10 protein-coding genes are annotated in these 12,717 nt (G+C 43.2%); 9 read left to right on the top strand and 1 reads right to left on the bottom strand.

Features of this window, described 5'->3' with window-relative positions:
* Positions 1–27: 27 nt before the first annotated feature.
* From ASG89_RS31305 to ASG89_RS31265, 9 genes are all read left to right on the top strand, one after another.
* Positions 28–1,890, top strand: a complete 1,863-nt coding sequence (locus ASG89_RS31305) for an FAD-dependent oxidoreductase (protein WP_162259748.1) — start codon at positions 28–30, stop codon at positions 1,888–1,890.
* Between the two features lie 317 nt (positions 1,891–2,207).
* Positions 2,208–2,828, top strand: coding sequence for a hypothetical protein (locus tag ASG89_RS31300; RefSeq protein WP_057315262.1), 621 nt, complete (start codon positions 2,208–2,210; stop codon positions 2,826–2,828).
* A gap of 276 nt (positions 2,829–3,104) precedes the next feature.
* Positions 3,105–4,463 (top strand): ABC transporter substrate-binding protein, encoded by a 1,359-nt coding sequence (locus tag ASG89_RS31295; RefSeq protein WP_057315261.1) that lies wholly within the window; start codon positions 3,105–3,107, stop codon positions 4,461–4,463.
* 69 nt (positions 4,464–4,532) lie between these two features.
* Complete coding sequence (locus ASG89_RS31290; protein WP_057315260.1) at positions 4,533–5,432, top strand: carbohydrate ABC transporter permease; 900 nt, start codon at positions 4,533–4,535, stop codon at positions 5,430–5,432.
* Positions 5,429–6,274, top strand: a complete 846-nt coding sequence (locus ASG89_RS31285) for a carbohydrate ABC transporter permease (protein ID WP_200963588.1) — start codon at positions 5,429–5,431, stop codon at positions 6,272–6,274. The genes ASG89_RS31290 and ASG89_RS31285 overlap by 4 nt, the downstream gene beginning before the upstream one ends.
* A gap of 456 nt (positions 6,275–6,730) precedes the next feature.
* Complete coding sequence (locus ASG89_RS31280; RefSeq protein ID WP_057315259.1) at positions 6,731–7,489, top strand: response regulator transcription factor; 759 nt, start codon at positions 6,731–6,733, stop codon at positions 7,487–7,489.
* Positions 7,486–9,282: a sensor histidine kinase gene (locus ASG89_RS31275; protein WP_057315258.1), complete on the top strand. Its 1,797-nt coding sequence runs from the start codon at positions 7,486–7,488 to the stop codon at positions 9,280–9,282. Before ASG89_RS31280 ends, ASG89_RS31275 begins: the two co-directional genes overlap by 4 nt.
* Before the next feature lie 74 nt (positions 9,283–9,356).
* Positions 9,357–10,313, top strand: a complete 957-nt coding sequence (locus ASG89_RS31270) for a 3'-5' exoribonuclease YhaM family protein (protein WP_057315257.1) — start codon at positions 9,357–9,359, stop codon at positions 10,311–10,313.
* Between the two features lie 172 nt (positions 10,314–10,485).
* Complete coding sequence (locus ASG89_RS31265; protein ID WP_057315256.1) at positions 10,486–12,393, top strand: sensor histidine kinase; 1,908 nt, start codon at positions 10,486–10,488, stop codon at positions 12,391–12,393.
* A gap of 42 nt (positions 12,394–12,435) precedes the next feature.
* On the opposite strand, the gene ASG89_RS31260 is transcribed toward ASG89_RS31265, so the two are convergent.
* Positions 12,436–12,675: an NHLP leader peptide family RiPP precursor gene (locus ASG89_RS31260; protein WP_057315255.1), complete on the bottom strand. Its 240-nt coding sequence runs from the start codon at positions 12,673–12,675 to the stop codon at positions 12,436–12,438.
* Between the last annotated feature and the right edge of the window lie 42 nt (positions 12,676–12,717).

Genomic DNA, 12,717 nt, shown 5'->3' with positions numbered 1-12,717 from the left:
ATTCGATGCAACAGGGTGATGAACTTTTTGAAAAATTGGCTAATTAGTCATATGAAATCGGCATTGATTTTCGGTATCCTCGTACTTCTTACGATTGCTGGCGGAGTGTTAGGCTACTTGGGACTGCTCCGAGACAGCGATGGGGGATTTACCCTGCATACGCATTCGACCTTTCAGCCAGATGTGGTTGTCATGGGTACAGAATTAGAAGGCATGTATCTTGCTCAAAAGGCAAAAAAGGAAGGGCTCGACGTATTAATCCTCGAAACGAAAGGGCGTTTAGGCGGGCAACTCATTCAGGGTGAGATGCTCTATCTGGATGGCACCTATGATGATGAAGGCACTCAGCTCATGCAAGGCGGCATGAAGGAGCTTTTCCAACAGTATACACAAGGAAGTATCCGCAACAAGACCGATTTTGCCCATTATTTTCACAAGCTTATTGAAGGCATCCCCGTTGAGAAAAATATCGTGCTTGAAGACTTGAAAGTGACAGGCAATAAGGTCATTTCTCTCGCCTATCAAGACGGTGATGGGAAAAAGAGAATGGTGAATCCTTCTTATCTTGTTGATAATTCGGATGACGCTGCGTTGATTCGCAAGCTTGATGTTCAGCCGCTTCCAGGGTTGGAGGCACTATATGAGAGCAAAGAACGCGAATATATGAGTGGCACGTATATGATGAAATTTAAGGGAGTCGATTGGGACAAGTTTCAAACTCAGTTTTGGAAAATGACGAAGATCGAACGTGCTCATACATTCGGGCCCGAAAGCTATGTGAATTCGCACATCGCATATGGGTTTCCGCCAATCGTATCGTCCTATGAACTCCACAACAAGAATGAACTTAATCTCCGAGGATTGAACATTCTTAATCAAGGTAACGGCGAAATCATAATTAACGCGCTTCAGGTATATGGCATCGATCCAAGCCGGGAGGAAACAATCGAACGGGGGATGCAGCTTGCGAAAGAAGAAATGCCTTTCATACGCGATCATCTACGCAAACATATGGCTGGCTTCGAGAAGCTGGAACTAGGCGGAGAGCCGAACGATCTGTACGTCCGAGAATTTAACCATTACCCAACGGAATACGTGTTGCAGGCATCGGATTTAATGAGCGGCAGGATGTTCTGGGATAACGTCAGTGTTGGAGGGTATTTCATGGACATTCAAGGCTCACGCTCTAATCGGGAGGGACTAGCTATTGGTCGCCCGGATAAATATGGGATGCCGCTGCGAAGTTATTTGCTTCAAGATTACGACAACGTCATAACCGCGGGGAAGCTGGTTGGTGCAACAGCTGTGGCCTACGGAAGTGCAAGAATTCAGCCGAATGGGGCAATGGCTGGGGAGACCATAGGTGTGTTGATGGCGCAGTTGCAGGGAAGAAGCTTGAAGTCGACGACCCCAGAGGAAATCGCTCGGCTGCATAAGCGGATGGAGAAGACCTATCAGATCAAGCTGCATGATCAGGTCGCGAAGGACAAAATTGCTCATCTCTCAGAGGTGGAGCGAGCAGAGTTGGACAATGGAAGGATTACATTGCTGAAAGGCAACAAAATTGCACATCATTTGCCTTTTATCCGAATCAGCCTTGAGGGTCAAGCAATCACATACAACGGGATCAAGCCAATTGTCATTGGAGGCATCCCCTGGGTGCCGCTCAGTCAAACGTTCAAGAAGCTAGGCCAAGGTGATGCTACATATGATGAAGAGAATAAGCGTATTCAATATACGTTTATGGGAAGGACGGGAACGATTTCTTCGGCAGAGGTGCAAGTGCTGAACAATTTCGTGCTCGTAAGCTGGGCGAAACTTGCGGAAGAATTAGGCTGCCATTGGGATTGGAATGAGACGCGTGACGAGGTAATGGTGAGGCGTTTATGAGGGTGTTTGAAGTTTGAAAAGTCTGCCTGAGCATATGCTCAAGCAGACTTTTTTTGGTGCGCCAGAATTAACTTGGGGGAATAAGCTTCCTGTTATTTCATATAGCTTGCTGATGTATGGCATGTTGGTTACGAGTTGTGCTAGGTCAGGAAAGTGAATTAATCGTATTGGAGTTTCGTAATGTGCCTCTGCGCTAGAATAAATGGATTTTTTACAGTTAAATACTGGGATTTTCTGAACGAATGCAGAAGCCCACACCACCCACCGACATAAGCAATAGTTTACTCTATAGGGTGATTGGGGGAGTGTATATACAGATGAATATATACGGAACGGTTCAGCGACTGGTTAAAATCAAAAGAAAAGCTAGCTTGCACGTGGCAAAGCCAATCCAACAACGCGTGTATGCCATCCGTAAAGTTGCTAAGGCCATGTTGCCTTTCTACCGCAAGTTGGCGAGCAGTCCTACATTCTCCGTCCAATGGGCGAAGGCCGTGCGGGAAGCCGATATTGCACGCATGAATAAATTACTGCGCTCAGTCATCGGTTCAGAGCCACTTTCGGCATTGGCGTCGAATGGCGTGGGGTGGTTTGTCGATTTTCCGCTGCCGAAACCACATCTTGTGATCACGAATGGGACGACAATTCGCCCAGGTCAAGTGCAGTTCACGTTCAGTTCCACGATTAATCGCGCGATTGCGAAGGCAGTCATTCCCCTTTATCGGGAAATCATTTGCAATCCGAGTTACGCGGCACTGATAGTGAAGGCAATCAATACGCAGAATGAGGCTTTGCTGAATTATTTGATACGAAGTACAGTAACGAGTCGGAGACTGATTTCTGTTCAGATCGATTTCTCCGGCTTCTTCCTCGGGTTCAAATATCCAACGAGCAAATATGTGTATTTGAATGAAGTTTTTCGTGAGTATGTCATGTGATAGGTGAAGATGAGGCGCCTCGATCCTTGAGTTCGGAGGATTCTGAGGTGCTTGGCTGATTGACAAATGGACAAGCCCAGTTTAGCAATGCCTAGCCGTGTCAACTGCCAGCATCGGGAAACCTATCTCCTTCAGCGCTCGTTCCTATCAATAATGGATATGTCTCTGTAAACGCTTCATTTGTGATAGTTTTTATCAAGGCAGCGTCATATATTTCCCAGGTGCAGGATGATATTCTCTTATTAGGTAGAACAAACCATTCAGGAGGAAGCGGATATGAACAAAAAATGGGGTAAAATGCTCGGCAGTGTGGGGATTATGACGGTACTTGTCTCCGCGGTTGTTGGATGTAGTAGTGAGAAGGCAGCGGTAGAGACGACGAAGCCAACGCAAAGTACAGAGACACCTAAAGCGCAAGCAAAACCTGTGACACTACGGTTTGCTTGGTGGGGATCCGATGCCAGACATAAAGCAACTTTAGCAGCAATTGAGGCTTACACTAAATTGAATCCGAATGTGAAAATCGAAGGCGAGTACCAAGGTTATGAAGGCTACCAACAAAAGATTATGACGCAAATTGCTGGCAACTCTGCTCCTGATCTAATGCAATTAGATTACCCGTGGCTGCCAAGTCTATCTGCACAAGGTGATATTTTCGTAGATTTAGGCAAAGAATCAGCGATTGATCTCAGCCAATTTCCGAAGAAGATTTTGGATGAATATGATTCCGTGAATGGGAAGCTAGTTTCACTGCCGATGGGGACGAATGGTTTTGGGACGATGATTAATAAAGCCTTTTTCGATAAAAATGGTCTCTCCACCGACACGGTCTGGACGTGGGATAAGCTCATTGAGTCAGGGCAGAAAATTAGTCAGACCAACAAAGGGAACTATCTATTCGCGCTGGAGCCAGGTACGACAACAGGTGGGTTAGGTGAATTCATTCTAGGTGAATACTTATATTCCAAAAACGGAACATATTGGGTATCGGATAAACCTGCGATTACAGCGTCCAAGGAAGACATCTCCGAGGCATTGACGATGATGAAAAAGTTATTTGACAGCGGCGCTGCGCAGCCATTGGGTGATGCGGCTCTGTTCAGCGGTAAAATGGAGCAAAATCCAAAGTGGGTCAATGCCGAAATCGGGATGACATCCGATTGGTCCTCAACGGTCAGTAAGTATAAAACGGCTGCGGGCGAAGGTAAATTCGCCGTGGGTATGCCGATATTTGCCAAGGACGGTAAGGCGCAAGGCGTGAAGACGAAACCGTCGATGATACTTTCGGTCAACAAAAAGTCACCGAACACGGCAGAAGCTGTGAAGTTCAGTAACTGGCTATTGAATAGCAAAGAAGCTGCACTCATCCTTTTAGATACACGTTCTGTACCGACTTCTGAGATTGCTAAGAAAACGTTGGTTGAAGCAAATAAAATTGATCCCAATGTTGCCAAAATGGTAGACAATGCTGTGAAGAATCCGACGTCACCACCGCCGGTTGTCCAGAACAATCCAGAGGTTGCAGACATCATCCGTGATATTTGTGAGAAGGTTGTCTATGGTAGCCTTACTCCTGACAAGGGTGCAGATCAGCTTATCCAACGTGTACAGGATAAATTCAAAGACTTGAAATAAACCGATAGGGTGATGTGCCAGTCGAGACATCACCCTATTCTATTCCACATAAAGTCAGGTGAAATCGGAATGAGTAGCTTTCTTAAATTGACTAAAATGAATATTGGTCTCGTTTATATCGCACCTTGGTTAATTGGTTTCTTGATTTTTCAGCTGTACCCTTTCGCCTCATCCTTCATTTATTCCTTCACGGATTACAGCATTACGAATACGCCTAGTTTTGTTGGGCTCAAGAACTATATCACGATGTTTACGAAGGATACTGCCTTCTACCATTCCTTGATCATCACACTTCTGTATGTTGTTATTTCTGTTCCGATGAAGCTGGTTTTTGCCCTACTTGTGGCTCTAATGCTGAACACGAATATGAAATTCATTAACTTTTATCGGACTGTCTATTATCTACCATCCATTCTTGGAGGGAGTGTGGCAGTCTCTATTCTGTGGCGATTTTTGTTCATGAAGGAGGGGATGGTGAACGGCATCTTGAAAGCGATGCATATCCCGCCTGTTGATTGGCTTGGAAGTCCCAATATGGCGCTATTTACCTTGAGTTTGCTGTCAGTTTGGCAGTTTGGATCCTCCATGGTTCTTTTTCTGGCCGGCTTAAAGCAAGTTCCCAATGAACTCTATGAAGCATGCAGGGTGGATGGTGCATCCAAATTTAGAATGTTTTTCACGATAACACTGCCGCTCATCTCGCCAATTATTTTTTTTAATGTCATCATGCAAATGGTCAATGCATTCCAAGATTTCACGGGAGCATTTGTCGTAACCAATGGCGGTCCAATGAATTCAACGTATTTGTTTGCACTCAAGCTGTATGACGAAGGCTTTAAGTTTTATAAAATGGGGTATGCCTCCGCGCTCTCATGGATATTATTTATTATTATTTTGATTGTGACATTGGTAACGTTCAAGTCCTCCAAGCATTGGACTTACTACGAGGACGGAGGTGACCGGAAATGACGCTAGCAGGCGTAAGAATGAAGCGTGTTCTCAACATTGCTTTCCTCACGATTTTCGGATTAATGATGGTGTATCCGCTCATTTGGCTGTTTTTTGCCTCGTTCAAAGCGAATAATGAGATCTTCGGGACGCTCAGTCTTTTTCCTAAACATGTCATTTGGAATTCATATGCCAAGGGCTGGCAGGGAAGCGGGCAATTTACGTTCGGTGTGTTTCTATTCAATACGATCAAAATGGTTGTCCCTGTCGTACTGTTTACACTGCTTTCCAGCACCGTTGTGGCCTATGGCTTCGCACGATTCACCTTTCCACTGAAGAACGTGTTGTTCGCGATCATGATCTCGACGCTCATGCTTCCCAATGCGGTTATCATTATTCCGCGCTATATTTTGTTTAAAGAATTCGGTTGGTTGAATAGTTATTTACCCTTTACGATCCCAGCGCTCTTCGCTTGCTATCCATTTTTTATCTTCATGTTGGTGCAATTTTTCAGAGGATTGCCGAGGGAATTAGACGAGTCGGCGACGATAGACGGGTGCAATTCGTTCTCGATTCTGACCCGAATCCTACTCCCATTATGTAAGCCGGCGTTATTCTCAGCAGCAATATTTCAGTTCATCTGGACATGGAATGACTTCTTCAATTCCTTGATTTACATCAATAGTGTGAAAAAATTTACCCTGGCGCTCGGGCTCCGAATGTCACTGGATGTCAGCTCAGCCGCAATGTGGAATGAAGTGATGGCGATGTCCATCGTGGCGATTGTGCCTTGTGTAATGATCTTTTTCTTTGCTCAAAAATACTTCGTAGAAGGCATCGCGACAACCGGTTTGAAGGGTTAAGGTTTGGAATACAGGGGATGCAGCACCAGGAGAGAATACTTGGCGCAGCATCCCCTATTCGACTATCTCGGGCGAAATCGCGATCTCCATTCGCCTAAGCAGTTGTAACAAGAGCATCTGGATATATTGAACCTTTTCTGAATATTCCGGTGCTACAAAGATCAGGGATATTTACTATAATAGAGTGAATACACGAGGTGAGCATCCCAAATTCAAATCATTGTGTCCATCTTTCATTTTCTTACATATATCTAGATGGATCGTTTTAAAGGGGATGTCGGATGATGCGTATAATCATGTCGTTTGAGGATATGGACGAGAAGGGAAGCGTGCTGTATAGTCTTTGCAATGGCTATGTTCGGTAGGTATGGCAGTTAGTAGGGGGATATTAATAGTTTTGGAAGCGCTTAAATAATGGCGAAGTAAGAGATGAAGAACTTAGGCATGGGGGTTACTATGTACAGATTGCTAATTGTGGATGATGATTTTGAAATAAGAAATGGACTATGTAAATTTTTCCCTTGGGACTCTATTGGATTTCAGGTCGTAGGTGATGCGGAGAATGGGAAAGAAGCTTATTCGTTTATCCGAAATAATCCAGTAGACGTTGTCTTGTGTGATATCCGAATGCCCATCATGTCAGGGGTTGATCTAGCGGCAGAACTTAGTGTCCATTATCCCAAGATTAATATTATCTTCTTCAGTGCATACAAAGATTTCGATTATGCTCAAAAGGCAATAGAGGTTGGTGTGAAACGGTATATTCTGAAATCCACGAATTTTAATGAACTGGTACGTGTATTCACGACAATTAAGACAGAACTGGACAGTCTGAACCAAGCGGCACCCTCACTGCAAGCGAGGAGTCAGTCGGAAGATCTATCTAATTTTGCCGATAAGATGATCCATACGATTAAAGAGCACGTGGAGCAGAACTATCAGCATGTGACCTTGGAGGATCTGGCGCGAATCGTGAATCTAAACCCCGATTATTTGAGTAAGTTTTTCAAAAAACACGCAGGCATTCTTTTCTCTGAATACTTAACGCAGGTTCGCATGCAGCGAGCGGCACAGTTCCTGGATGACATTCAATATAAAACGTATGAAATCAGCGAAATGGTCGGCTATAGCAATGCTTTCAATTTCACAAGGGCGTTCAAGAACTACTACGGGATGAACCCGAGGGATTATCGTAATAAGAGGGAAATGAAATGAGGAAAAAGTTTTTTATCAAAAGCCTTATTCGCTTAATGATTCCTTTATTGATTCCACTGATCATTCTGGGGACATTTTCGATTATTACGACGCAGCGTTATATCAAGAAAGAAGTCAACACATCCAATTATAAAACGCTTGAACAAACGAAAAGTACAATTGAATTGCTTTTTAATGAGCAGGAATCGCTGCATTATACGTTTAACTACAATGCACGATTGATTCAAAAGCTGAAGTCTGTTTTGCGAAATGAAGAATTGAATCCTTATGACATCGAGGCTTATGGAACATTCATGAGTATGATGAATTCCCCAGCGAATATTAAACCTTATATCCATTCGATCTACCTGTACTTTTCCAATGACAAAGGGAACTTCCTTGCCTCCAATGAGGGGATTACGAGTATTGCTCAGTTCTATGACACTACGTGGTACCGGACTGCGAACGCGATGACAGTCGAAGGCAATCTTATTATTGAAAATAGATCCATTAAGAGATTCTCTTTTGATAAAACTGAAACGCCGGTCGTGACGATTTACAAAAAAATATATGCGCCTGGCTCAACGAAGCCTGATGGCTGCCTTGTGATGAATATTAAGAAGGATGATATAGAGAAGGTAATGAGGGATTTCTTATACCTGCCACATCAAGCTATTTTTCTTCTGAATGCCGGCGGTGAGATTATTGCGAGCTCGAATGAAGAGGAGCTGGATGTCAGTAAACTGCTGGACGCGAGTCAGCTTCCTTCGGACTTCTATGAGAAGACGACTTCGAATGAACGATACATTATATCGAGTATTGCTTCTTCCCAATATCCGATGACGTATGTGACCGTTTCGCAGGAAAAGTATTTCTATCAGCTGCCCATTAAACTCATGTATGTGACGTTTACACTGCTCATAGTCTCCCTGATCCTGGGATTTGTTCTTGCTTACTATGTGTCGCGGAAAAATTATAACAATCTCGTAACGATCTTACTTACGATTGACAAGGCAGAACGGGGACTGCCGATCCCAGAGTTGACGGTTAAGATAACAGATGAGTACAGTTTTATCCTGCAAAATATGATTAAATCCTTCATTGAACAAAGCTATTTGAAAATTCAGCTGTCGGAGAAGAAATATAGGCTGCAAGCGATGGAAATGATGGCGCTGCAATCCAATATTAATCCTCATTTCTTGGCGAATACGCTGCGAACGATCTTCTGGAAATCGATGGGCCTAACCGGCGGGCATAACGAAGTGAGCCAGATGATTGACTATTTGTCAGAGGTTGTGCAGTATTCGATTAGCCAGGGGAATAAAATGGTAACGCTAGCCGAGGAGATTTATCATACGAGCAATTATATTGAAATTCTCAAAATTCGCTACAAATCGAAATTTCAAATCATTTGGGAATACGACGAGGCGATCACACATCATAAGGTAATGAAGCTGATGCTGCAGCCGCTTGTTGAGAATGCCATTTATCATGGGATTAAAGAAAGTGAGCGCTTCGGCTATATCCGAATTCGAATGAGAGCTCGCGGCACTGTCATAGCGATTTCGATATTGGACACAGGTGTTGGAATGACGAGAGTGAAGCTGTTGGAGCTTAGGAAAATGTTGAAAGCGGAGGATCAAGTCGAGCATATTGGTCTGTTTAATACGAGTAAACGGCTTCAGCTCACGTTCGGGAATAAGCATCGTTTTCACATTCGGAGTAAGGTGGGATATGGCACGGTGATTGACATTACCTTCCAAACAGAAGCCGGATTACTCATAGAAACGGATAAGGAGAGGGATACGGTATAAATTTCTAGGTATGAACTAATCAATTAGGTGCATTTCGTAGTATAATGTTCCTATTGATTATTGGAGGCACATACATGACATTAATTAAAAATATGCAAGCACCAGATGAATTTACGGGCTTTTACTTAATTAAAGAGCTGGAAATTAAACAGACGAATACGACACCTGCCAAAGATTTCATGGATATTGTACTCTGTGATGCTAGCGGACAGGTATCCGCCAAAATGTGGGATGTCAGCACTGCAGATAAAGAGACTTTTTTTCCGATGACCTTAGTGAAAGTGCAGGGACTTGTTCAGTTGTATCGTGAACGATTGCAAGTGAAGGTTGGGAAGATTCGCAAAGCGCGGCCAGAGGATGGTGTGCAAATCACTGATTTTATCCGCTCTGCGCCGATCAATCCAGCGGATCTGATTCACACGATTAATGGGGTGTTGGCGAGTATTACGAATCCAACAATTCAGTCTATCGTCTCGTTTTGCGTGGCGAAGGTCGGGGATAAGCTGGACCACTATCCAGCGGCTAAGACGCATCACCATGCGTATTTCGCAGGGCTTGCTTATCACATCGTGCGGATGCTGGAGCTTGGTGAGTTTATTTGCAAGCAGCGGCCATTTCTCAATGCGGACTTGATCAAAGCAGGCATTATCCTTCATGATATCGCGAAGCCAGAAGAAATGATCGCGCAGCTCGGCATCGTATCCGATTATAGCGTGCAAGGGAAGTTGTTGGGCCACATCTCCATGGCGTCCAACTGGATTACGGAGGCTGCTCTGCACCTTGGGTTAGATCTTCAATCAGACCTCGTCATTGGATTACAGCATATTGTCCTTTCCCACCACAACTTGCCGGAGTGGGGAAGTCCTGTGCTGCCGCAACTGCCGGAGGCTGTCGCTCTACATTACATCGACTCGATGGATGCGAAGTTGCAAATGGTCGAGGACACGCTGCTCGTTACACCAGAGTCCGAGTCTTGGACGCCGATGATCCGCGGGTTGGAAAACAAAGCGATGTATCGCTTGAAGCTGTAGGCTAGATGTGCGTTTTGGATCACTGACAATTTAGAACCGTTCGCCTGTTGGAATACGGTGAGCGGTTCTTTTTGTTTGTATAATGTTTACTTTGTTAAGAAGGAAAGCACATAACACCGTCGAATTCATTAAATGTAAATTACTTACAGGAATCCGGGGGGAAGGTGAATACATGCAACAATGGCTTCAAAAATATCATTTGCGTTGGAAAATGGCGTTAGTTATCATCATTGGTCTACTATTTACGGCTAATCATGTGATGGCTGAGCAACCAGATGGTGTGAAAACGATTCCAAACTGGGAGCTGAAGTGGGGGGGGCCCAATGATAGGATTCAAGATATCATAACTTTGTCAGATAAAGAGCAGTGGATGACGATTGAGAGTGGAGCAGAAATGCCGGATAAACCAGAAAAGATATCCACGGTTTGGATTCGCATTCAACTTCCGAAACAACTTCCGAAAGACTATGGCATGTATATTGATGGGATATATGCACAACAGTTGTTAGTCTACATGGATGATCAACTTATTCGCGAGATTAAATTTGACTTTCCAGTTGATGAACAACGAAGTTTATTTCCTCTTAGCACGGAAGACGGTGGGAAAGCTGTTTATTTAAAGCTCCAAACTTCCATGGACCGACTTGGCATCCATTCGGATGTTCGAATAGATCATTTTGAATCCTTAACACGCGCATACATACTCCAGGATTTGCAAAGTATTATTCTCGGGTGTGCCTTTCTTTTTATTGCTGCTATCATGCTTATATGTTCCTTGTTTCTTAAACAAATACAGCAAGCTAGCTGGATTTCACTTTGTTTGATTATACTTACACTTGGAATGATTTTTCTCGGATATACACCCTTTATCTATGCTAATTTCACTGGTTTTGGGGACGTATTCTTGGATGTTTTCGACATATCTCTGGCAATATTTCTACCGGCACTTACTTACTTTTTTGAGAAAATCTTTGATAATGGCAACTTTAAATGGATCCGACTTTTCCGTAAATTTCAGATAGGTTATTCGGTTTTCACTATTATCTTTATGGTATTTAATCATCTCAATCATTATCGATTTATGGATACTTATGTATTTTTCACACTTACCTTGTTAAGTACAATTATGATCATTCAATTTATTCTAATTATTGGGGTTTCCATTTATTTCGTATTACGGGGGAACAAAGAGGCGGTTATTTTCTCCTCAGGCTTCGCCATACTCGCTTTAATGGGGATGTTTGACCTGATCATTTACTATGCAAATAATCAAAAGTATCAATTCTTCCTTTGGAAATTTGGTGTGGTGGGCTTTATTATAGCGCTCATTGTCATCTTAGGCAGGCGTTTCGCAATTAATCAGGAGCAGATGTCGAACTATTCGAAAGAACTGGAATTTTATAACCATCAGCTGCAGCTTTCCGAGAAAATGGAGATGATTAGTTCCTTAGCGGCATCGGTCGCCCATGAAGTTAGGAATCCATTACAGGTTACCAGAGGGTTTCTACAACTAGTTGCCGCTAGAACGGATGATAAGAATAAGGAGTATATGACTATTGCGATTGAAGAACTGGATCGAGCTTCTGTCATTATTACAGATTTCTTAACGTTCGCGAAGCCTCAGTTGGATGAGATCGTGCAATTGAATGTGAGCAAGGAAATTAATCAAATTGAGGGTATTATCGTACCCTTGGCCACGCTTAACGGTGGACGAATTATAGTTAATGTTCCATCAGATTTACATATTAATGGAAATTCCTCGAAGCTCAAGCAAATTTTAATCAACATTATCAAAAATAGTATCGAAGCGTTTCAAGTCGATGGACAAATTCATATTTGGGCTTATGAAAAGAATGATGAGATATTCATCCATATCAAGGATAATGGTGAGGGGATCGAGCCCGTGCAGCTAGCAAAACTAGGCGAGCCCTATTATTCAACGAAGACGAAGGGTACTGGTCTAGGTTTAATGGTTACGTTCAGACTGATCGAGATTATGAAGGGTCATATCGAGTTTAAAAGTCAAAAATACTTGGGTACTGAGGTTATTATTCGATTTCCCAAAGTGGTGGTAAATTAAAGAAAAGGTGTTCCGCTGGATTTGCGGGACACCTTTATTATTTTACCACAGTGCTTCTACAGCATTGGATGTTACAAGAATTTTAGCTGGGTTAGTAGGGATTACTAGAACAAATTCTGTCGATGTTTCTTCAACAGCTTTAACCTTGATGTCATCAGGAAGTGTAATGTTAAATGCTTGCTTCAGCGCAGCTTTTGGATTGTCTAGAAGTTGTTGTTTGAACGCTTCGTCTTCCCAAGCTTTTTGAATAATTTTGGCTTTTACGCTTTCATTTGTGGACATTTGTAATCACTCCTAGTCATTTGGGTAATTTTTCCTACAAAT

The sequence above is a fragment of the Paenibacillus sp. Soil766 genome (assembly GCF_001428105.1).
GTDB lineage: Bacteria > Bacillota > Bacilli > Paenibacillales > NBRC-103111 > Paenibacillus_E.
Note: the sequence above shows the minus strand (reverse complement) of the source record. Positions and strands in the feature narration are given on the sequence as shown.